Source organism: Lancefieldella sp. Marseille-Q7238 (genome assembly GCF_949152215.1).
GTDB lineage: Bacteria > Actinomycetota > Coriobacteriia > Coriobacteriales > Atopobiaceae > Lancefieldella.
Genome location: NZ_OX424407.1, coordinates 1,347,532 through 1,368,319, shown reverse-complemented (window position 1 = coordinate 1,368,319; position 20,788 = coordinate 1,347,532). Strand labels below are relative to the sequence as shown.

General features: G+C 54.0%; 23 protein-coding genes. 7 read left to right on the top strand and 16 right to left on the bottom strand.

Translation table 11 applies throughout. The features are described 5' to 3' along the window. Positions 1-177 precede the first annotated feature (177 nt). Together QM016_RS06235 and glpK are read left to right on the top strand one after the other, a co-directional pair. Positions 178-1,140 carry an alpha/beta hydrolase gene (locus QM016_RS06235; protein ID WP_282711220.1) on the top strand — a complete coding sequence of 321 codons (963 nt, stop codon included), beginning with the start codon at positions 178-180 and terminating at the stop codon, positions 1,138-1,140. Then, positions 1,115-2,623, top strand: a complete 1,509-nt coding sequence (gene glpK, locus QM016_RS06230) for a glycerol kinase GlpK (RefSeq protein WP_282711218.1) — start codon at positions 1,115-1,117, stop codon at positions 2,621-2,623. The genes QM016_RS06235 and glpK overlap by 26 nt, the downstream gene beginning before the upstream one ends. Positions 2,624-2,982: 359 nt before the next feature. On the opposite strand, the gene QM016_RS06225 is transcribed toward glpK, so the two are convergent. Further along, positions 2,983-3,528, bottom strand: a complete 546-nt coding sequence (locus QM016_RS06225) for an A24 family peptidase (protein WP_282711215.1) — start codon at positions 3,526-3,528, stop codon at positions 2,983-2,985. A gap of 363 nt (positions 3,529-3,891) precedes the next feature. Here QM016_RS06225 and pth2 point away from each other — a divergent pair, with 363 nt between their 5' ends. Further along, positions 3,892-4,332 (top strand): aminoacyl-tRNA hydrolase, encoded by a 441-nt coding sequence (gene pth2 / locus QM016_RS06220; RefSeq protein WP_016477380.1) that lies wholly within the window; start codon positions 3,892-3,894, stop codon positions 4,330-4,332. Between the two features lie 10 nt (positions 4,333-4,342). Here the strand turns inward: pth2 and QM016_RS06215 are convergent, their stop codons facing one another. After that, positions 4,343-4,795 carry a hypothetical protein gene (locus QM016_RS06215; RefSeq protein WP_282711212.1) on the bottom strand — a complete coding sequence of 151 codons (453 nt, stop codon included), beginning with the start codon at positions 4,793-4,795 and terminating at the stop codon, positions 4,343-4,345. Positions 4,796-4,921: 126 nt separating this feature from the next. On the opposite strand from QM016_RS06215, the gene QM016_RS06210 reads away from it, so the two are divergent. Both QM016_RS06210 and QM016_RS06205 read left to right on the top strand, forming a co-directional pair. Next, positions 4,922-6,403, top strand: coding sequence for a DUF1846 domain-containing protein (locus QM016_RS06210; protein ID WP_282711210.1), 1,482 nt, complete (start codon positions 4,922-4,924; stop codon positions 6,401-6,403). Further along, positions 6,400-7,284 (top strand): glycoside hydrolase family 25 protein, encoded by an 885-nt coding sequence (locus tag QM016_RS06205; protein ID WP_016477383.1) that lies wholly within the window; start codon positions 6,400-6,402, stop codon positions 7,282-7,284. Before QM016_RS06210 ends, QM016_RS06205 begins: the two co-directional genes overlap by 4 nt. A gap of 24 nt (positions 7,285-7,308) precedes the next feature. On the opposite strand, the gene QM016_RS06200 is transcribed toward QM016_RS06205, so the two are convergent. After that, positions 7,309-7,773 (bottom strand): hypothetical protein, encoded by a 465-nt coding sequence (locus tag QM016_RS06200; RefSeq protein ID WP_282711208.1) that lies wholly within the window; start codon positions 7,771-7,773, stop codon positions 7,309-7,311. A 204-nt stretch (positions 7,774-7,977) separates the two neighbouring features. Here QM016_RS06200 and QM016_RS06195 point away from each other — a divergent pair, with 204 nt between their 5' ends. Beyond that, positions 7,978-9,045 carry an asparaginase gene (locus QM016_RS06195; protein WP_282711206.1) on the top strand — a complete coding sequence of 356 codons (1,068 nt, stop codon included), beginning with the start codon at positions 7,978-7,980 and terminating at the stop codon, positions 9,043-9,045. Then, positions 9,042-9,968 carry an EamA family transporter gene (locus tag QM016_RS06190; protein ID WP_282711204.1) on the top strand — a complete coding sequence of 309 codons (927 nt, stop codon included), beginning with the start codon at positions 9,042-9,044 and terminating at the stop codon, positions 9,966-9,968. The genes QM016_RS06195 and QM016_RS06190 overlap by 4 nt, the downstream gene beginning before the upstream one ends. An 8-nt stretch (positions 9,969-9,976) precedes the next feature. On the opposite strand, the gene QM016_RS06185 is transcribed toward QM016_RS06190, so the two are convergent. The 13 genes from QM016_RS06185 to QM016_RS06125 all read right to left on the bottom strand — a co-directional run bounded on the left by QM016_RS06185 (position 9,977) and on the right by QM016_RS06125 (position 20,783). Continuing rightward, positions 9,977-10,534 carry a MogA/MoaB family molybdenum cofactor biosynthesis protein gene (locus QM016_RS06185; protein WP_282711202.1) on the bottom strand — a complete coding sequence of 186 codons (558 nt, stop codon included), beginning with the start codon at positions 10,532-10,534 and terminating at the stop codon, positions 9,977-9,979. A 2-nt stretch (positions 10,535-10,536) separates the two neighbouring features. Beyond that, complete coding sequence (locus tag QM016_RS06180; RefSeq protein ID WP_282711200.1) at positions 10,537-11,571, bottom strand: molybdopterin-binding protein; 1,035 nt, start codon at positions 11,569-11,571, stop codon at positions 10,537-10,539. After that, entirely contained in the window at positions 11,572-12,045 is a 474-nt protein-coding gene (locus tag QM016_RS06175) for an MOSC domain-containing protein (protein WP_016477389.1), read from the bottom strand. Next, positions 12,042-12,533 carry a cyclic pyranopterin monophosphate synthase MoaC gene (moaC, locus tag QM016_RS06170; protein ID WP_016477390.1) on the bottom strand — a complete coding sequence of 164 codons (492 nt, stop codon included), beginning with the start codon at positions 12,531-12,533 and terminating at the stop codon, positions 12,042-12,044. Before moaC ends, QM016_RS06175 begins: the two co-directional genes overlap by 4 nt. Position 12,534: 1 nt before the next feature. Beyond that, positions 12,535-13,482 carry a GTP 3',8-cyclase MoaA gene (moaA, locus tag QM016_RS06165; RefSeq protein WP_282711197.1) on the bottom strand — a complete coding sequence of 316 codons (948 nt, stop codon included), beginning with the start codon at positions 13,480-13,482 and terminating at the stop codon, positions 12,535-12,537. Next, entirely contained in the window at positions 13,475-14,560 is a 1,086-nt protein-coding gene (locus QM016_RS06160) for an ATP-binding cassette domain-containing protein (RefSeq protein ID WP_282711195.1), read from the bottom strand. The genes moaA and QM016_RS06160 overlap by 8 nt, the downstream gene beginning before the upstream one ends. Continuing rightward, the gene (gene modB, locus QM016_RS06155; RefSeq protein ID WP_282711193.1) at positions 14,560-15,255 is read right to left on the bottom strand and encodes a molybdate ABC transporter permease subunit; all 696 of its coding nucleotides are present in this window, start codon (positions 15,253-15,255) and stop codon (positions 14,560-14,562) included. Before modB ends, QM016_RS06160 begins: the two co-directional genes overlap by 1 nt. Positions 15,256-15,288: 33 nt before the next feature. After that, positions 15,289-16,161, bottom strand: coding sequence for a molybdate ABC transporter substrate-binding protein (gene modA, locus QM016_RS06150; RefSeq protein WP_282711191.1), 873 nt, complete (start codon positions 16,159-16,161; stop codon positions 15,289-15,291). Between the two features lie 170 nt (positions 16,162-16,331). After that, positions 16,332-17,366 carry an XdhC/CoxI family protein gene (locus QM016_RS06145; RefSeq protein WP_016477395.1) on the bottom strand — a complete coding sequence of 345 codons (1,035 nt, stop codon included), beginning with the start codon at positions 17,364-17,366 and terminating at the stop codon, positions 16,332-16,334. 59 nt (positions 17,367-17,425) lie between these two features. Then, on the bottom strand, positions 17,426-18,502 hold the full coding sequence (gene selD / locus QM016_RS06140) for a selenide, water dikinase SelD (protein ID WP_255344828.1): 1,077 nt from the start codon (positions 18,500-18,502) through the stop codon (positions 17,426-17,428). A gap of 6 nt (positions 18,503-18,508) precedes the next feature. Further along, positions 18,509-19,342, bottom strand: coding sequence for a selenium-dependent molybdenum cofactor biosynthesis protein YqeB (yqeB, locus tag QM016_RS06135; protein WP_232209524.1), 834 nt, complete (start codon positions 19,340-19,342; stop codon positions 18,509-18,511). 21 nt (positions 19,343-19,363) lie between these two features. Continuing rightward, positions 19,364-19,603 carry a DUF3343 domain-containing protein gene (locus QM016_RS06130; protein ID WP_016477398.1) on the bottom strand — a complete coding sequence of 80 codons (240 nt, stop codon included), beginning with the start codon at positions 19,601-19,603 and terminating at the stop codon, positions 19,364-19,366. Further along, positions 19,590-20,783 (bottom strand): aminotransferase class V-fold PLP-dependent enzyme, encoded by a 1,194-nt coding sequence (locus tag QM016_RS06125; protein WP_282711188.1) that lies wholly within the window; start codon positions 20,781-20,783, stop codon positions 19,590-19,592. Before QM016_RS06125 ends, QM016_RS06130 begins: the two co-directional genes overlap by 14 nt. Between the last annotated feature and the right edge of the window lie 5 nt (positions 20,784-20,788).

Here is a 20,788-nt window from a genome sequence, read left to right as displayed (position 1 = left end):
ATCTTTGGCAAAAGTACTTTACCTTCCTTCAGATAAGAGTTTTTCTTTCCGCAGTTCAGCCGCAACTCGTTTTCGCCATTACCATCTACAGAAAACCGAAAACCGTTAATCCGAGTGAACCATGACGAAGCGGCAATGTTCACGATAATAAAGATTATGTCATTCGAGGGAGGGCTCGTGAGTGATCATATCGCGCAAAAAACAATCACCTATCCATCAGCAGACGGCGTCTCAACAGTAGTTGCAACCCTGTGGCTGCCACCTTCTGACGTCTCCTTGAAAGGTATCGTCCAGATCAGCCACGGCATGGTTGAGCACATTATGCGCTATGAGGCGTTTGCGTATGCTCTCTGTAACGCTGGATATATAGTAGCAGGTAATGATCACATTGGACATGGCCGCTCAAGCGCTCCTGAAGCACGAGGTGTACTCAATCCTCTCAAAGGTTCAGACATCCTTATCAAAGACACCGATACCCTTCGGCACCATATGACCGAACAATTTGGCACATCGCTTCCCTATGTTCTTTTTGGACACTCAATGGGAAGTTTTATCGTCCGAGCCTATGCCGGCAGATACAACGAAGACTTAGCCGGCGTTATCGCCTGTGGAACCGGTACTGTTTCTCCGCTTCTGTCAGATATAGGATTTGCCGTTGCTCATCATCTGTGCAAAACAAAAAGCATCGAGTACCGCTCTGCCTTCGTGGATAATCTCGGCATCGGCGCCTACGCAAAAGCGGTTCCGGGGCCAACCAACTATGAATGGCTTTCCTATAACCAAGAAAATATAAGCTCATACATGGCGGATCCCGCTTGCGGATACATGTTTTCCGTAGGGGGATATGCCGCGCTTGCGAAACTCACCAAAGAAGCTTGTTCAAAAACGTCAGCCTCTCATATCCCGTCAACGCTTCCGTTCCTTTTTATCGCCGGCGCGGAAGATCCAGTCGGAGCAAACGGCAAAGGCGTACGCAAAGCGGCGCAGCTTACCAAAGACGCGGGCGTCACCGACGTTACGACAATTCTGTATCCCCATATGCGCCATGAAATTCTCAACGAGGATGCGCGCGAAACGGTCTTTAACGATGTCATCAGCTGGCTAGGGAGTCACCATGGCAAAAATACCTCAACACGATAAGTATGTCATCGCCCTCGACCAAGGGACCACTTCCTCCCGAGCAGTGCTCATCAATCACGAAGGCCGCGTGGTCGACCTGGTACAGCGCCCCTTTGCGCAAATTTATCCGCAGCCGGGCTGGGTTGAGCACAACCCGCAAGATATCCTTTTCTCTCAAATTGGCGCCCTTACTGAGCTTATAACCAAACACGGCCTCACCGCCGATACCGTCGACTCGATTGGCATCGACAACCAGCGTGAAACTACACTGGTGTGGGATCCTGCCACCGGCGCTCCTGTATGCAACGCAATCGTGTGGCAATGCCGCCGCACCTCTGAACTTGTCGAGGAGATTTGCGGTTCTTCTCGCGTGAAAGAACTGATTCGCGAGAAGTGCGGTCTGCTCCCCGACGCCTATTTTTCAGCCAGTAAAATTCGCTGGATTCTTGACACCGTAGCCGGAGCGCGCGAGCGCGCCGAAGCCGGCGATCTGCTCTTTGGCACCGTTGATACCTGGCTCATTTGGGTGCTGACAGGCGGTCTTGTACATGCAACCGATGTTTCCAACGCAAGCCGTACGATGCTCTACAACATTCACGAGAACTGCTGGGATAAAGAGCTGCTCGCCCTCTTCGACATCCCCGAGTGCATGCTTCCGGAAGTGCGGCGCTCATCGGGTTTCTTCGGCGAAACAAGCTATCCGGGTCTTCCCGCTGGTATTCCTATCACGGGCGTGGCCGGCGACCAGCAGGCCGCCCTTTTTGGTCAATGCTGTTTTGAGCCGGGGCAGGCGAAAAACACTTACGGAACCGGCTGCTTTATGCTGCTACACACTGGGACAAACGCCCATATGAGCAAAAATAACCTGGTCACCACCATTGTCGCCTCACCGCCAAATCAACCAAAGACCGAATACGCGCTCGAAGGCTCCGTATTTGTCGCTGGCGCGCTGATTCAATGGCTTCGCGATGAGCTTGGGTTAATTCAGACGGCAGCCGAGACATCGTATCTGGCAAAGAGCGTTTCCGACACAGGCGGAGTGTACATAGTCCCCGCCTTCACAGGACTTGGAGCCCCGTGGTGGCAGCCTGACGCGCGAGGCGAGATTACTGGCCTCACCCGCGGAACCACCCGAGCTCACTTGGTACGAGCCGCTCTTGAAGCGCTCGCGTACCAGATTAAAGATCTGGCGGACGCCATGAGTTCTGATTGTGGCCATGAGCTTGCCGCGCTGAATGTTGACGGCGGCGCATCGGCAAACAATTTCCTCATGCAATTTCAGGCGGATTTGTTAGGTTGTACGCTGAGAAGACCGCAAAACACTGAAACAACCTCACTGGGCGCCGCGTATCTGGCGGGTCTTTCAACGGGCTATTGGAGCGGCACGGAAGAACTGAAGGCGCTGCGTCAATCTGACGAGATTTTTGTGAGAAAAGCGTCTGAGAAAACGATGGAGCGTCTTTTTGACGGCTGGCATGTAGCTGTCAGACGAACGATGCAATGACGGTCTTGCGAACATGTCATTGTGCGGACAGGCCAACGCAACTATAGCGGCGTCTTCACAGAGCGCTGCCGAATTGTGAGGACAGAGCGAGTTTAGGGCAGACTAAAGCAGGAGGACTTCTCGGAGCCTGCCATAGGACGGAGCTGCAACAAGTGTGCGACCACGAGGTAAATCACGCCCCGTCCTACGGCCACGTTGTCTCGAGAATCGAGAAACCGCAATTGGTGCAAACCAAAAGCCGCCAACAAAAAACGAGTATTGGGGGATGCTCGTCTCTTTCTCAACGTATCACTATTGTTAGCAGAAAAAACTTTTTATATAAGCGAGAAGTGCAAATTTCTTGTAAAAGAATATAACACCTACAAATAATTGGCAAGTTTCAAACAGACAATCACGCCCGTCGCTATAAAGGGCACAAAGGGAAAAGTTGCGTTATATATAAGGAATGAACTGCTCTTTTGAGAACTTTGTGCCTCTTTTTGTTTTCTTTTGAGATGGGCTATCCGCCATCCATACAAGAACATAACACTTGTGACGCATGCGATAAACATCACCAGCATCATACTCTCAACGCCAAAAATTCCCGCAAGCGCAGAAAGCAGCTTTATATCGCCCCCTCCGATGCCTGCACGCCCGCATATGAACCTCGCTATTCTTGAGGTGACGAGAAGCACTGTCAGAGTGTAAAAAAGACTCACCAGAAACCACATTGCTCTTTCACCTGCTGCATTTCCTTCAGGGTGTGAGCCTGCCACTGCATCAAGTATTCCTATGACAGCGATGCAGAGAGGTATTTGATTGGGAACTTTTCTTGTTTTAACGTCAATAACCGATGCGATTGCTATCACTATCAGTACAAGCGCCACAGCAAGCGGCGACGGCCGAGTCAAAGCGTCGCCTCTCATATGCCCGCCACCTCCCCTCCGGATCCGTCTCTTATATCCTTATGCACAGCGTAGCTGAACAACACAAATTACTGCTTCACAAAAGCGGGTATTTCTCACGAAAAAGAGCTGGATACTACCAGTGCGCTACCGAAAAAGACCGATGCAGAAGCGCTTTTGAGAGCGCGATATTTGTATGCCTTCACCGGTTTCGTCAACTATCGGTCAGATTCGAATTTTGTACTGCCACCGTGCGCATTTTTCGTATTGCCGCTGTGCCCTTTGCAACGCCGTTGTGCGACTTTTTTGTACCGTCACCGAGCGCAGGCAACTCCGCTACACTCATGTCAGTGCACCGTACAGGTAATTGAGCGAAGGAACTCCATGGCTGATTCAGGCTACAAGGCAAAACAAATGATCGTTATGAGGCGTGATCTTAAGATGCGCAAAGGTAAAATTGCCGCGCAGGCGGGACACGCTTGTGTTGAAGCAACGCTTATGGCACTTGCGCGCGAGCACCGCCTCTCACAGGTACGCGTCAACGCCGCTGAAAGCTGGGTGTATCTCGACCATCAACAAGGTGACGCAACGCCGCTCTCAGACTGGTTTGACGCAGGCGTCGCAAAGGTATGCGTCTATGTAGACTCAGAGGATGCCTTACTTGACCTCTATGAACGCGGACGCGAGCTCGGTTTTGCCGTCGCTCTCGTACGAGATGCGGGGTTTACGGAGTTTCACGGCGAACCAACGTTTACCTGCCTTGCTTTCGAGCCCCTTACAGCAGATCTCATCGATCCCCTCACGGGCGAACTGCCGCTCTTCTAGGACGTCTCTTTTAGAGCAGAAAGCACCTGCCCATAACCTCGTCGTATATGACCGCTACCAAAAACGAACCGGCAGCCGCTATCAAGATTGCCGTAGCCCATTCAATACCGGCCGGCGCAAGATGTTTGATTCGGGAGTCCAGTTTCCCGTCATCGTCAATATGCGTTTCCAGCGCAGTAATGTCTTTCGTAAAGCCGCGCTGCTTTTCCGCATATTCGCGCCCGGAGAATAACATGCCCACACCGGACGCAATGATTCCCAAGGAAGAAACCACATACAGCACGCGGCGCGTCCAGTCAGATCCAATCTCAATATTGCCGCCCGAGGTCAGAGTAGCAAAAAGAAAGACGAAAATGCCTAGTCCAACGGCCGCGATCATACCGTAGCCAAAGGCCACAGCCGCGCTCTTTGCAACAACCTGTACGCGAGAAGAACTTCTCGGCCGGTCGGTTTTCATAGTCATGCTTATCCTTTCGCGGCCCTGGGGCTTCTCGCTTGCTACTCTTTTGCAGAGCCGCAAGCGCTCACTCAATTATTGTCCGCCCTCGATGATACAATCACTGCAATACATAGCTCAAGGGAGACGTCTATGCGCATTGGATTTGACAACAATACCTATATCAGCATGCAGGCGGAAAGGATTCGCCAGCGCATCGGCGAATTCGGAGGAAAGCTCTACCTGGAGTTTGGCGGAAAACTGTTGGACGACAACCATGCTTCCCGCGTACTTCCGGGATTCGAGCCGGATTCAAAAGCTCGCATGCTGCAACAGCTTGCAGAAGAGGCGGAGGTTGTCTTTGCCATCAGCGCCGCAGACATTGAATCGGGCAAACGTCGCAGCGACATCGGCGTAACCTATGCCGATGACGTCTTGCGCCTTATGGATGTGTTCCGCGGGCGGGGACTTGCTATCGGCGGCGTAGTCATTACACGCTTTTCAGGACAGCCAAAAGCCGAGGCCTATCAAACGCGCCTGGAAAACATGGGTATACCGGTCTATCGTCACTATCCCATCAAAGGATATCCCGCAAATATCGACCTCATCGTTTCGGAAGACGGTTACGGTAAAAATGAATACGTCAAGACGACGCATCCGCTGGTGGTCGTAACGGCTCCGGGTCCCGGATCGGGCAAGCTCGCGGTCTGTCTTTCCCAGCTGTACAACGAAAACTCTCGCGGCGTGAAGGCAGGATACGCAAAGTTTGAGACGTTCCCCGTTTGGAACCTGCCCCTCAAGCATCCGGTAAACGTCGCCTATGAAGCGGCGACGGCAGACCTTGACGATAATAACGTCATCGATCCGTATCACCTGGAGGCTCACGGCGTAATCACCGTCAACTACAACCGCGATGTTGAAGCATTTCCCGTGCTGAAGGCGATTATGGAAAAGATTGCCGGCGAAAGCCCCTATCAATCCCCCACTGATATGGGCGTCAACATGGTAGGAAAGTGCATCACTGATGATGATGCCTGCCAGGACGCAAGCCGCAACGAAATTGTCCGCCGCTGGTTCAGAACGGCGGAACGCTTTGAGCGCACCGGCATGGGAGAACGCGAACTCGACAAGATCAATCTTCTTATGAAGGAAGTCGGAGTTGACCAGAATTACTCCCCCGCGCACGCAACTGCCCTACTAAAGGCCGAAGTTACCGGAAAGCAAGCCGGCGCTCTAGTAACACCTGATGGCACCGTCATTACCGGCAAGGCCTCGGAGCTTCTTGACGCAAGCGCCTCGGTGCTTCTCAAGTCACTCAAATACGTTGCGCATGTAGATAAGAAGGCTTTTATCGTTTCCAACGAAGCCCTGGAGCCTATTTGCAGCCTGAAGTCGGCAACCCTGAAAGAAAAACAGCACGCGCTCACCGCCGGCGAAATGCTCATCGCGCTTTCCATCAGCTCCATCTCAAACGACCTCGCAAAGCAAGCGGTCGCTTCCGCCGATCTGCTCAGAGGCTGCGACGTGTACTTCTCGTCCATTATTCCTCGAGACGATGAAGACGTTTTTCGAAAACTGGGCATCAACGTATGCTGCGAGCCTCTATTTGAGCAGGGATCGTTTTATCACCAGTGAGCACGCGATCAACAAAGAACCGCTCAAAAAAGACAGCCGCGCGCCATCTGATGAACCGTCGTGTCATCGGGCTCGGACTGCTGCTTATGGGCATCGTCTTTGCCGTTGCCCTTATAGAGTCCTGCACCCATTCTCGTCTCTTTCCTTTCCCAAAAACGCCTCCATCCGTCAATCAGACGCCGTATGACTGGAGCAATCTGCAGCGAGATAACAAAGGGCGCCTGAGCTATATTCGTGACGGCAAAACCCTTTCACGCACGGGCATCGATGTTTCTTCTCACCAGCAGACAATCGACTGGGGTGGCGTCGCCCAGGACAGTATTTCATTCGCGTATATCCGCATCGGCTTTCGCGGCACATCAGAGGGATCTCTGAGCGCAGATAGTTTCTACGAGCAAAATATCGCCGGAGCTAAGGCCGCGGGACTTGACGTGGGCGTGTATTTTTACTCGCAGGCCATCACTGAGGACGAGGCTCGCGAAGAAGCTCGGTTTGTTTTGCAACAACTCAACGGGCAGACTCTTGACTATCCCGTAGCGTATGATTTGGAACCCTCGCCTGACGGCGGCGGTCGCGCAGACAATTTGAGCCAAGAGCAAGCAACGGCTCTTGCCAAGGCATTTTGCGATGAAATCAGACGAGGAGGCTATCGCGCCATCGTATACGGCAATGCCTATGACCTAAGCAGATACGATCTCTCGACGCTCTCGGAAAACATCTGGCTCGCTCAATATGACGGTGTACCTGACGGATCGATATCATTTGTTATGTGGCAATACACCTCAAAAGGCGAGGTCAACGGCATCTCAAGACCCGTAGACATTACGCTTGACTTGTCTGACGTCGCACAACTCGCGTCTGAGTCGCAGCAACATCAGTAGCAGCTCCAGTGGCATCAGCAGCGGCTAATTGACCGACATGGTCCCCGTAACCGTCGTCTGCGCGTCAGCGGGCGATGAATTTGACGCGGCGCCTCGCGAACAAGAACCAATCAGCGTCACCGCAAGCCATACCACAATGAGAATAATCACGATACCTGCAATGACCCGGCTTGCTCGCATGCGAGAAGAACGGCGGCGCTTGTCGGCATAGACCGCCTGAGCTTCATCGCGTGGATTGAGCGTTCCGTACCGCCGCCCGTATCGTGACGATCGGCTTCCCCGCGCCCGCGCAGCGTCCGCACGTGCATGACGCACAGGGTCGCTGCGGTGCTCGTTTTGGCTGCGCATATGAGCGGCGACATGGCCGCCGGCTGCCGACCGTCGAGACGGTGAACCTTCCTTGCGCGGCGCCGTAGAGCCGTCACGAGACACCGTAGGAGGCACCTGCGCCACCCGGCGCGGACGTCCGAATAAGTTCCTTTGTGCCATTGCCCGCCAATCTTCTCAACCAAAAAACACTGATGCAGCGTTTCAAACAGCTATGAATATACTGCAATTTCAGACTCTTCTCGCCAAAAAACCGCAACAAGGTTACGTATTGCGCATTGAGAGACATTTTTTCGCATGAGGCAGGTACAATGATTCGGCCGGCTGTTTTGCGCGGAAAGGATTGCGGGAGAGGGCCACAACAAGATGAAAAAGCTTCTGATTTTGGCAACGGGCGGAACGATTGCGTCCGTTTCTACCAACGCTGGGCTTGTTCCGAATATTTCCGGAAAAGACCTGGTTAAAAGCGTTCCGCTCATTAACGAGATGTGCGAGTTTGACTTCTTGCAGCTCATGAATATCGACAGCACAAATATGCGCCCCCGTGATTGGATGCGTATGCGCGCGTGCATTGTCGAGAAGTACGACGACTACGATGCTTTTGTCATTTTGCACGGCACTGATACCATGGCATATACCGCGGCGGCTCTTTCATATCTGATTCAAAACAGCCAAAAACCGATTGTACTTACCGGCTCCCAGCAGCCAATGGCAAATCCGTTTACCGATGCCAAACTTAATCTGTACCATTCGGTTCTCTATGCTATCGATGATTTCAGCTGCGGCGTCGTTGTGGTCTTTGGCAATGAAGTCATTGCGGGAACCCGCGCTCACAAGCAGCGCACACTTAGTTTCAATGCGTTTACCAGTATGAACTTTCCAGCCCTCGCTCACATTAGGGGAAATAAAATCATTCGCAGCTACGCGGGGATGGGCACCGGCAACAGCGAACTCTGCACTATGCCCACAAAGCCGCACGATGCCTTAGTCAAACCAGACTCCCCGAAATTGCAAACATACGACCGTCTCAACGAGCGCGTCATTGTCCTGAAGCTGACGCCGGAATTAAACCCGAGCATTTTCTATCTGCTGAAGCGCGATTACGACGCCATTGTTTTGGAAACCTTCGGCATCGGCGGCATTCCCGATCACGACGGCGAATATGAGAAGGCCATCGATGATTGGATCGCATCCGGTCGCAGCATCGTTGTTACGACGCAGGTACCTGAGGAAGGTCTTGACCTTGGCGTTTATCAGGTCGGCCACACCTACGCGCAAAAGCGCGGCGTTTTGAGCGGGGATGACATGAGCACTGAGGCGCTTGTCGCTAAAACCATGTGGGTGCTCGGTCAGACGAATGACCAAGATGAAATCTCAAAGCTTTTTTATCGCGTCGTTTTCCACGATCGTGTACCCGGACAGCGGCCAGCATGACGACTGCCGACAACAAAAGCACTAACAACAAAAGTGCAGGCAATCCAACTGTTCGGCCCACAATCGCGTACCTTGTCGCGCTCTTGATTTGCGGGTCAAACGGAATAGTTGCAAGTTGTGTCAATCTGCCCAGTTATCAGATAGTTTTTTTCCGCATGATCTTGGGCATGCTGTTTCTTTTTGGACTTTTGGGAATAACTCGCACTCGCCTGTCATGCAAACGCCATCCCGAGCAGCTCAAGTACCTTGCCGGCGCAGGTATCGCGCTCGGACTCCAATGGGCGCTCCTTTTCGCGGCCTATCGGCATATCGGAATCGGCGTCGCCACCCTTGAATACTACTGCGGTCCGGTCATAGTTATGGCGCTCTCGCCTTTTCTCTTTCATGAAACGCTCACTCGGCGAAAAGTTATTGGATTTTTGATAGTGCTGGCCGGCATGGTACTTATCGTCAGCTATAGCGTTGGCGAGAATCTCTCGATTACAGGGCTTATATACGGAGCGCTCGCGGCGGTACTGTACGCTGCTATGATTGTTTTGAACCGCTACGCTCCCGATATTGAGGGTCTCGAAGGCACCACTATGCAGCTTGCCGTCGGTGCGGGAGCAGTTGGCATCATTACGCTGCTCGTTCATGGTATTGAGATTCCCGCCGATATTCACGCGGTCAACTGGGGCGCCCTTTTGATACTAGGATTGTTTAACACCGGCGTTGGCAGCGGTCTTTACTTCCCGCAGCTCACAAAGATTCCGGTACAGCGCGTCGCGGTTTTCGGGTATCTTGAGCCTCTCTCCGCCGTTCTGTTCTCGTCTCTGCTCTTAGGAGAACCTCTTGGGATTCTCAAGATAGCGGGAGCGTTCTGCATTATCGGCGGCGCGCTTTTCGCTGAAACCGCACGCAGCGAAATTGCGCGCACATCATAAGCGCCGCACTACCCGTCAGTGACCGTTCCGCGAAGAATATCCAGCCCGTGAAAAACAGGTTCAATCACTGATGAGATGTTTTCAACGGCAGCTTTAGGACTGCCTGGCAGATTTACGATGAGCGTACGCTCCGCAATTCCGGCGACTCCACGCGAAAGACAGGCCTTGGACGTGATGCGCATCGATGCAGCCCGCATGGCCTCAGCAATGCCGGGTGCCATGCGCTCACACACCTCACCGGTTGCCTCGGGCGTCACATCACGCGGCGAGAAGCCCGTGCCTCCCGTAGTTACCACTAGCGCAATACCGTCAGCCACGGCGGCGCGCAAGGCTGAGACGATACGCTCACGCTCATCGGGCACCAGTGCCACCTGAGGCTCAACTGCCAAGCCCTTCTCGCTGAGAAAGGCGACAAGGGCCGGGCCACTCGCATCAGCTCGCTCACCGCGTGAAGAACGATCACTCACCGTAATGACGCGCGCGGTGTACGCCTTCCGCGACACTCCAGCCGCTTCTTGTCGCGCCAACGCTTCCCGCTTTTCACTGGCTGTTTTTTGCTGCGCCACGGCTACTCCTTTACGATAAGGCCACCCTCACCTAACGCTACAAAATCACGCTTGAAAAGCTCAATACCTGCGGCGATTCTGGGCAGCACCAAATCAAAGACGGTCGTGCTGCTATACATAACACAGCCAGGAAGCCCTAGTACAGGAACGCCGGGAGCCTCTTTGCCCTGAGCATTGAGATAGCCTAGACACATCATTGCTCCCGGAAGTACCGGAGCACCATAGGTGACAATACGCGCGCCGGAGCGCTTAATGGCGCCAGGAGTGTTATCGTCGGGATCCACGCTCATGCCGCCCGTGCACAGGATCACATCAACCCCGGCGTCAAGTGCTTCGCGAATAGCGACAACCAACGCATCCATATCATCGCCCGGTTTAGCGTAACGCACTACTTCGATACCCACAGCGTTCAGCTTATCTTTGACGACGGGCGTAAACTTGTCCTCGATAAGACCTTTTTGAACTTCGGAACCCGTAGCGATAATTGCCGCGGTCTTTAGACAGAAGGGTGCTACGCGCATGAGCGCCCCGTGATGATCAATATCAGCGGCGGCTTCAGCGGCTTTCACAACCGCCTCGTCAACCACAAGAGGAATGACGCGAGTACCTGCGAGCGGCGCGCCCTTTTTCACCGCGCTGTTGCCGCGGCGCGTAGCTATCATCACTTCATCCACAGAGTTCACAGCATTGAGTCGGTTCGTATCAAGTACAAAAACGCCATCGGTGCCGGCCGAAATGTTGAGCTTTCCCTCATGCGGCTCTGCGGACACCACGCAATTCTCGCCGTGGCAAAGTGCCGCCATGCGATACGCCGCATCGTTTTCGTGGAGCTGACCCTCTTTAAGCTCCCACACAAAAAGGTGTTCTTTACCCATGCTCAGCAGCACGGGAATATCAGCTTCCTCCACTACATGACCCTTTTGAAAGCGCACCCCCTTGAAGCGCGTCTTGTCACTGGCTCCGGTACCGGGAATGATTTGGGTCATGTCATGGCACAGGACGTGTCCCACCGCTTCTTCGGTCTTGATTTGTTTCATTTACAGCTCCTTAGCGCTCAGAACGCGAATAACGTCACCGGGCTTGACGGTACCCCCACGTAGTACGACCGTAAAAATACCGTCAGTGGGCATGACACAGGTGCCGATGAGTTTTCTGATTTCACAGTCATGGTGACAGGTCTTGCCAATCTGCGTTACCGCGAGAAGAACCTCGCCTATGGCAAGTACGGTACCAACCGGAAGTGTGCGCAGGTCAATGCCGGAGGTAAGAATATTTTCAGCAAAGTCTCCGGGATTCAGCTCCGCGCCCTTCTCGCGCATGATGTCAACTGATTCGTTGCCCAACAAACTGACCTGACGGTGCCAATTTCCGGCATGTGCGTCGCCTGCAATACCCTCGCCCACACGAAGATCGATGGAAGCGACAGATTGCTTGCGCGTACCTTTCTTACGACTGATACAGCAGCTGAGCACCGTACCTTCTACAGCGGATTGCGCCTCTTCACAACTCATGCGCGCCCATCCTCTCGTATATCCTCTCGCATAAAATGACCGGACGCTCCGCCGTCTTTCTCAAGCAAACGGACCTGGTCGATAACCATATCACGCTGATGAGCCTTACACATATCGTAGATAGTCAGGCAGGCCGCAGAGGCCGCTGTCAGAGCCTCCATCTCAACGCCCGTCTCCCCCGTGCAGCGGCAAAGAACTTCCGCCGTGATACCGTCGCCTTCAAACGCAAATGTAATGTCTATACCGGTAAGCTGAAGCGGATGACACATCGGAATAATCTCCCAGGTGCGCTTAGCCGCCATAATGCCCGCCACCTGCGCCACAGCCAGAACATCGCCTTTTTTAATGCCGCCGGAACGCACCAGTTCAAGCGTATCGGGGCGCATGAAGATCTTTCCGCTCGCACGCGCCATACGCGCCGTTTTAGCCTTAGCGGAAACGTCCACCATACGGGCTCGTCCCTGCTCATTAAAATGGGTAAACGCCACCCTAACCTCCAATTTCATTCATCGCCCGAAGCGCCTTGCTTGCATGCTTCAAATCAATCGTATGACTCTTAGGCTTTTGGGCAATCCCCTTGCTCAAAACATCCAGAAGTTCCTCGCTTGAAAGTCCTCGCAGCGCTATCTCAGAGGCCGAATGCAGGCAAGGCTTCAGCATGCCGTCAGCAGTCACGCGGATTCTGTCGCAATCGCTGCAAAACTTATGCGTCATAGGACGAATGAGTCCCACTCTCCCCTGCCAGCCCGGCGCACAGAACAGCTCCGTAACACCGCTGGAACCCACAGCTTCAAGCTCAGGCAGCACCTCCAGCACGCGATCAGCACTGATAAAGCGCTCATCAGGCCAGCAGGCGCATTCTCCCATGCGCATAAGTTCAATAAAGCGCACGTCAACCGGCTCATTTTGTGCCATTTCGGCAAGAGGGCGAATTTCATCCTCATTCAAGCCTCCCAACAGGACGGCATTGAATTTCGTATGGGTAAATCCCACTTCCCGTGCCGCCTCAATACCGGCAAGCGCGTCAGCAAGCGTTCCGATGCGACTCAGCTTCGCGTACCGTTCGGAATTGAGCGTATCGAGTGAGATGTTGAGACGAGAAAGACCAGCTGCCTTGAGGTCGGCTGCCATAGGAGCCAGAAGCGTGGCATTAGTAGTCATAACCACTTCATCGATGCCGTCCACTGCAGCAATCATACGCGTCAGGTCTACTATGCCTCGGCGCACCAACGGCTCGCCGCCGGTAAGGCGGACCTTTTTCACACCCAGCCAAGCCGCAGCCTCAACAATTGCACGCATCTCTTCAAACGAAAGCACGTCTTTATGACGAAGCATAGGGACGCCGTGAGCCGGCATGCAATACAGACAACGGCAATTGCAGCGGTCCGTAACTGAAAGTCTCAGATAGCGAATATTTCTCCCCAAATTATCACGCATGAGAAATCTCTTCTTTCGCCGTACTCTCAACGAGAGGCATGACATGCTCAGGAGCAATATACAACAAGATCCGCTTTGAATCGCCGCGCGCCGCCCAGGATTCTTTTGAACACTCATAGCGAAGCAGCGCCCCTTTGGGCGTCCGAGCCATTACGATGGTCGAAAACGTATTATCGATTACGCGATCAACCTCACAGGGAATGACATTCTCAGACTCAGAAACACCGTCAAGAACCGTAAAGTAGTGAGCTCGCAGGCCCACGTACTGCACCTCGCCGCGTATCGGCAATGCTGTTTGCAGCTCTATACCCCAATCGCTGCATGCAAGGATCTTCTCACCTGTCGCATGAGCCCGCGACACGTTCTTACAGCCGGAAATGAGCGCCGCTGCCAGCGTTGCGGGAGCCGAGAAGAGCTCTTTGACGGGCACTTTTTTATCAGACATGCCTCGATCAATAACGCATACGGAATTGCACAGACGGTATACCTCATCGCGATTGTGCGATACATATACCGCGCCACCGGGAAAAGCGCGCAGCGTATCGTTTAATTCCAATTCAAGCTGCCAACGAAGGTAGCCGTCCAAGGCGGAAAACGGTTCATCAAGCAAGATCAACTCAGGCTCGCTGGCCAGGATGCGCGCCATCGCGCAACGCTGCTGCTGCCCGCCGGAAAGCTCGGAGGGGCGGCGATCAAAAAGTCCCTCAAGCTGCACCTTTTCCAGCTGTTTGCGTGCAGACGCCTCACGCTCTGAGCGCGTCTGTCCCACGGCGCCCACCAGTACGTTTTGCATCACCGTCATATGAGGAAAGAGCGCGTAGTTCTGAAACAGATATCCCACATGGCGCTCTTGCGGAGGAAGATTAAGGTGCGTCTCAGAATCAAACAGCACGCGATTGTTAAGCACGATACGCCCGCGGTCAGGCTGCACGACACCAGCTATGCACTTGAGCGTCATCGACTTACCGCAGCCTGAAGGTCCCAAAAGCGCCAGAACCTCGTTGCTCTTGTCGACATCAAACGAAACGTGCAGGTCAAACCCATCAAGATGCTTAGTAATATCAACGGAAAGCGCCACTAGCGCACACCTCCCGCCAAGGAAGCCGACCCGTGCGTACGCCGGCTTCCCTTCTCGAAAAAGTTAAGCGCGAGAAGCACCACGGCAGAGATGGCAAGGTTCACCAGCACCCACTGCATCGCGGCCGCGTCATCTCCTGTACGCCACAGCTGGTATACCGTTGTTGACACGGTTGCTGTCTTGCCGGGCGTATACCCGCAGATCATCGATGTAGCTCCGTACTCACCGAGCGCACGGGCAAACGCCAGAACAGTACCCGCTACGACGCCCTTCATGCAGCAGGGCATCTTTACCCGCCAGAATATCCATGTGTTCGATTTGCCCAGCGTACGAGCAGCGTCGGCAAGCGTTTCATCAAAGCTCTCAAAGGCGCCGCGAACCGTGCGATACATGAGCGGCAAACTCACGACAACCGTCGCGAAGATCGCCGCATACCAAACCATCGTGAGTTTCATGCCAAAAATACGCAATACCCACAGGCCTATGGGACGGCGCGGGCCCAAAAGCAAGAGCAGCAGATAGCCCACGACCGTCGGAGGCAATACCAGCGGCAGCGTCAATATAACGTCCAAAAGGCCTTTGATAGCCCTTGGTGTCTTTGCTATAACGTTCGCCAGAGCGATGCCTAGCAAAAAGACGAGCGCCGTTGACGCTGCGGCAATCCTCAGCGAGTTATAGAGCGGATACCAATCCATACAAGCACCAATCTGATTGCACTCATGTATCCGCTACGCCTTTGAAAGCGGAGTAAACCCGACCTTCTCAAAGCACGCGCTCGCATCGGACGTCTTCAGGAATTCAAGGAATTTCTTCGCCAGGTCAGCCTGCTTCGCGTTCTTGGTCGCAGCCGCGGGATAGACAACGCGCCCGCACATTTCCTCAGTCGCCTCATCAACCATCTGCAGCTTGGCGGAGGCAGCGTCAGTTTTGTAAATAACGCCACAGTCAACGGAAGCCTCTTTGACCTGCGTGGTAACTTCCTTGACATTAGTGCCGTAGGAAATGTGTCCGTCTTTGGCAAGCGTCTCTTCATCAAGGTTGTAATACTTGAGAATCTTCTGTGTATACTGGCCGACAGGAACGTCAGAGTTGCCCATACCGAGCAGAACCTCTCCGGCATTGAGTTTTTTCGCCATATCGTCAAAGCTCTGAACGGCTTTGGGGTTATCTTGGGGCACGCACAAGGTAACCTTGTTCTCAAGAATGTCAAAGCGAGTATCGGACGCAATGAGATCAAGATCTTTGTCGTGATCCTTCTTGGCGTTTGCATCAAGCTGATTCATCTGCTTCTGACCGGCGGAAATGAAGACATCGCAGTCGGAGCCCTCTTCAATCTGCGTCTTCAGGGTGCCCGAAGAATCAAAGTTGAAACTAATATCGACGCCCTCATTCGCATTTTTGAAGAGCTCACCGGCCTCTGTCAGGCTTTCGGTCAGCGATGCGGCGGCAAACACGATGAGCTTTTGGGTCTCAGCGGGCTTCTCGCTAGCTGCGGGCTCCTCCTTTGCCTTACCGCCATTACAAGCCGCAAGACCAAACGTAGCGGCTCCTGCTGCGCCAACGATAAACGAACGACGGGTAACACTGCTTTCGAACTTCATACCGTACTCCTTTGAACGAACCTAACCTTATATAACGAATCTTTTGTACTACGCTCCTATTGCCAAAAGACCCGGTAACGCCAATGTTTTTGCAGAGCGCTCCGCGCAAAGAGCCTCGTAAACCACCTTGTAAACCACACTGAAAGACGCGCAAGCACGCGCCCCTCTCTTTACGCCGAAGCGGGTTTTTTCTGATGCGGCTTTTCCGGACGGAGGTCAGCGCGGCAGCGAATCATCTCCGCGGCAATGGAGATAGCAATCTCTGACGGAGTGACCGCCATGATATCATCCCCGATGGGCATATAAATGGCGTCGGACCACTCCTTAGAAACACCACGTTCTTCCAACGTCTTACGGGCAAACGCCGATTTTCTTTGGCTGCCAATACAGCCCACATACGCCGGTTTGCACAGGTAGAGTTGTTCGAGCACGTCAATGTCAAACGCGTGGCCGTGAGTTGTTACCACCGCGTAATCGCGGCGCGTCACATGCACATGCTCTGAAATGTGCTTGAAGTCACCGAGAAAGACCGCCTCCGCAGCGGGGAAGGCTTCCTTCACCGCCACTCCTTCGCGATCGTCAAAGACCACCACTCTAAAACCAACACTGGCAAGCACGGGCGTCAATGCGTGTCCTACGTGTCCACCTCCAAAAATATACGCCACAGGATCGGGACCCAACGGCTCTGTATACGTCGCCGTTGCCTCATCCCACAAGGGCATATCAAAAAGAGCTCGCGGGTCATCCGCCGGAAGTTCATCGATGGCCAACGCTTCAACTATCACATGATCGGGATTCGACCACTGTTCCGTAATGACAAACGGTTTTCCTTCGCCAATCAGACTAAGCAGCCGGTCTGCAAAGAAGTCCTTTTGATCCGGAGTGACTACACATGAAGCAACAAGTGCATCTCCTCCACAGGCCATACCTGTTTTGGCATGTGTCATCCACTCAATATAATTTCGCTGTGCGCCGGCAAGCATGGCGCGTGAGCGCTCCTGCGCCATAAGTTCAATGGAACCGCCGCCAACGGTCCCTAAAAACGTTCCGTCCTGCAGAAGCACCATGCGAGCGCCAGCATGACGCGGCATCGAGCCCTTTGTGGTTACAAGCGTTGAAAGCACAAAGCTCCGATCTGCCTCCAGCTCTGCAAGAAGACGACGCACAAAATGCTCATCGCAGAGCGTCTCATGTGAATCAGCCATGGTACTACCTATCCTTATCTACGAAAATTCTGTGAAAACCCGCGCTTAAAAGCCGTATCTCAGCATCCCCGTCCGTGCATCAGCCTGATGCGCGTGTGGCCGTGTGAAGCATCGGCGCCTTCGTTTTCCGTCATGTGTCCAACTACGCGGGCGGAAGGCACGCGCCCGTCCGCGCGAAGCGCGGCGAGAAGCGCCTCGGCGTCCTCAGGCGCCACGGCAATAAGCAGGCCACCCGAGGTTTCCGGACAGAAGAGCACATCGGCTTTTTCACGGGAAACTCCTTCAGCTTCCACGTACTTCTCGGCATACCGACGATTGCGATACATACCTGCAGGCAGAATACCTAGACGAGCCAGCTCAAACACATGGGGCGAGATAAACTCGGGGCCATCAACGTCAATCACCGCGCTCAAATCCGCTCCCTGACACATCTCAAGCAGATGTCCCATAAGCGAGAAGCCCGTCACGTCCGTTACGGCATGAACGTCAAAGTTCACCATAATGTCGCGCGCATACCGGTTGAGCGTCATCATGGAGCGCTCGGCGGTATCAATCTCTTCTGCGGTTGCCATATTGGCTTTTACTGCTGTGGTAATCACGCCTACGCCAAGCGCCTTGGTAAGAATGAGTACATCGCCCGCATGCGCTCCCGAATTGGTATACATCTTGGCTGGATTCACAAAACCTGAGACAGCAAGACCGTATTTGGGCTCATTGTCATAAATGCTATGACCGCCCACAATGAGCGCACCGGCTTCATACACCTTGTCATAGCCGCCGCGCAAAATCTCGTGAACCACCTCAGAAGACATATCTTCCGGAACCGCCATAACGTTGAGTGCTACCTTGGGCTCACCACCCATAGCGTATACGTCGGAGAGAGCGTTTGTCGCCGCAATAGCCCCGTACACATAGGGGTCATCGGCGATGGGCGGAAAGAAATCAATAGTTTCCACCAGCGCGACATCATCGGTAACCTTATAAACTGCCGCATCGTCCGCCTTGTCAAAACCAACCAGCAAGTTGGGATCTTGACGCACCTTGATATCCGAGAGGAGCTTTGCAAGCTCACCTGCTCCAACTTTCGCACCGCATCCAGCGCATTCGGCAAGCTTCGTTAGTTTGACGTTTTCCACAGCCACTTACCCCACCAGCCTTTCCGTAAAGTGACAGAGGGCCTCAAGTACGCCTCCGCCTATCGCACGAGCCTTATCGGATGCGGAAAAACAATGTCCTACCTTACAACGAGGATCAATGTCGCCCGATTTCATACCCTTGGTTACCGGCACGCCTTCTTGCAAAAGACCTCGCAGAACACCGTCAATGGTCGCTTTGACCGGAATGCCTGAAACCGTTGCCACGATGTCTCCCCGCTTGACGACATCGCCGATTTTTGCCACCGGCTCAAAGACGCCTTCAGCCGGCGACCACAGCACACGCTCCTTGGTAAAGCCACCGATGTTGCCCGGAACGCCGGTATTCGGGATGGGCGTGCCATCGTAAATAACTTTTCCCAGGTAATGTCCGCGCTTCGTTTCAATCACCGCATGACAGTCCGCACTTGAATCGGTGCCGGCCTTAAACCCCGGTCCCACTCCGATTACGACGGGAGCCATGGCTTTGGTTGTCCCCAGGTTGCGTTTCGCGAGAATGGCGTCTACCAGCACATCAGGCGCAAACTCTGAAATGCCTGCGCCTTCAGGGTCTACCAGCACTGCAATGTTCTTCTCGCTCACAATACGCAGCGCGTCAGACACATCAGCCGCGCGGACAGCCTTAACGCCCTCGACCGTTGCTTCTCCCAGGCGGATAGCTTCAGAAAACGCAACAGAGCGGCGGACGGCCGTCGGGATCGAAACGTCCAGCATCACGATATCACAGCCCGCGCGGCGCAGCCTGAGCGCGATACCCGATGCAAGATCACCTGCACCCCTGATAACTACCAGCATGTCTGTCCCCTCCAACCGGACGCGCATTCGTCATCCGCATGTGTTCGATTACAATTCAAGTTCATATATACCCGACGGCAGAAAATTACCAGCCGCCGCTTTCTCAAGTGCCGAACGTACCTCCGGAGGCATAGCCCACGCCAGACCACAATCCGCCTTAATAGCAACAGGCGTTGGAATCAGACGGCCGGGTATGCTTCGTTCCTTGCAGACACGTTCGCACTCAAGCGCCTCATATGTGGAATCAAACGCCACTACTGCCTGAAGGTGTCGCTTATGCCCCGCCATGGCACGCCCCCTCCTTTGCAAGCTCACTCAGGGCGAAAAGCGCTGCGTCTACTTCGTCGTTTTTGGTATACCAGCCAAACGAGAAGCGCACGGCGCCTGTCTCGTGCGTACCAAGCGCCCGATGTATACGCGGGGCGCAGTGTCCGCCCGCGCGAACCGCAATGCCGTACTTCATGTCTAAAATTCCCGTAAGCTCTGATGACGTCCATCCGGCCAGATTAAGCGTGACAACCGGAGCGTGATCACGGTCTGGCTCAGAGCCGTCAAGATCTGCAAGGTCATCAGGATAGCTACCATAAAGCGTTGCGCCGGAAATCGTACGAACCCCTGTCACAAACCGCTTAGTCAGCGCCACATCATGCGTGTGGATGGCGTCTATTCCCAGCTCGGCTACGAAGGCGGCTGCCGCAGACAGACCGGCTATGCCGTGCCCATTAAGCGTACCAGCTTCAAGATGTTCGGGATAGCCATCCGGCATGCCCTCCTTGAAAGAGAGTACCCCGGTGCCGCCCTGGAAGACGGCTTCCACCTCAACGGACGGAGCCACCAAAAGGCCGCCTGTCCCCTGCGGCCCCATCAGCGCTTTGTGCCCGGTAAATGCTAACAAATCAAGACCAAGGTCATCGAAATCAATCCGGAAAGATCCTGCCGTCTGCGCAGCGTCTACCAGTAGCAACGCGCCGGCTGCATGCGCAATGGCAGCCGCTCGCGTAAGATCGCAGACGTTGCCGGTGAGGTTGGAAGCATGTGTTACCACCACAAGTTTTGTGCCGGGAGTTACCAGCCGCTCAAAAGCATCCCAGTCAAGGCGTCCTTGCGCATCGGCGGGAACAAAGTCAACTTGCACGCCGCTCTTCTCGCGAAGACGATAGAGTGGACGCAGAACGGAGTTGTGATCCCAGTCGGTTGCAACCACATGATCTCCTGGCTGCACAATGCCGAGAAGAGCCTTGTTCAGCGCGTCAGTCGCATTTGCAGCAAACACCACACGCTCAGGATGAGAGAACCCCAGAAGCGCAGCAAGGCGTTCGCGCGCCACTGTAACCGTGCGAGCCGCGTTAAGCTCGGCAGACGCAGCGCCGCGACCGGTGCTTCCCAATGAACTGAGAGCGCAGGTAACAGCGTCAATCACACATGCGGGATGCTTATAAGATGTGGCAGCGCAATTGAGATATATCATTTAGA

Coding starts and splice junctions, on each gene's coding strand:
- glpK (WP_282711218.1), top strand. CDS start 1,115: ATGGCAAAAATACCTCAACACGATAAGTATGTCATCGCCCTCGACCAA.
- QM016_RS06225 (WP_282711215.1), bottom strand. CDS start 3,528: ATGAGAGGCGACGCTTTGACTCGGCCGTCGCCGCTTGCTGTGGCGCTT.
- pth2 (WP_016477380.1), top strand. CDS start 3,892: ATGGCTGATTCAGGCTACAAGGCAAAACAAATGATCGTTATGAGGCGT.
- QM016_RS06215 (WP_282711212.1), bottom strand. CDS start 4,795: ATGACTATGAAAACCGACCGGCCGAGAAGTTCTTCTCGCGTACAGGTT.
- QM016_RS06210 (WP_282711210.1), top strand. CDS start 4,922: ATGCGCATTGGATTTGACAACAATACCTATATCAGCATGCAGGCGGAA.
- QM016_RS06200 (WP_282711208.1), bottom strand. CDS start 7,773: ATGGCACAAAGGAACTTATTCGGACGTCCGCGCCGGGTGGCGCAGGTG.
- QM016_RS06195 (WP_282711206.1), top strand. CDS start 7,978: ATGAAAAAGCTTCTGATTTTGGCAACGGGCGGAACGATTGCGTCCGTT.
- QM016_RS06190 (WP_282711204.1), top strand. CDS start 9,042: ATGACGACTGCCGACAACAAAAGCACTAACAACAAAAGTGCAGGCAAT.
- QM016_RS06180 (WP_282711200.1), bottom strand. CDS start 11,571: ATGAAACAAATCAAGACCGAAGAAGCGGTGGGACACGTCCTGTGCCAT.
- QM016_RS06175 (WP_016477389.1), bottom strand. CDS start 12,045: ATGAGTTGTGAAGAGGCGCAATCCGCTGTAGAAGGTACGGTGCTCAGC.
- moaA (WP_282711197.1), bottom strand. CDS start 13,482: ATGCGTGATAATTTGGGGAGAAATATTCGCTATCTGAGACTTTCAGTT.
- modB (WP_282711193.1), bottom strand. CDS start 15,255: ATGGATTGGTATCCGCTCTATAACTCGCTGAGGATTGCCGCAGCGTCA.
- modA (WP_282711191.1), bottom strand. CDS start 16,161: ATGAAGTTCGAAAGCAGTGTTACCCGTCGTTCGTTTATCGTTGGCGCA.
- QM016_RS06145 (WP_016477395.1), bottom strand. CDS start 17,366: ATGGCTGATTCACATGAGACGCTCTGCGATGAGCATTTTGTGCGTCGT.
- yqeB (WP_232209524.1), bottom strand. CDS start 19,342: ATGCGCGTCCGGTTGGAGGGGACAGACATGCTGGTAGTTATCAGGGGT.
- QM016_RS06130 (WP_016477398.1), bottom strand. CDS start 19,603: ATGGCGGGGCATAAGCGACACCTTCAGGCAGTAGTGGCGTTTGATTCC.
- QM016_RS06125 (WP_282711188.1), bottom strand. CDS start 20,783: ATGATATATCTCAATTGCGCTGCCACATCTTATAAGCATCCCGCATGT.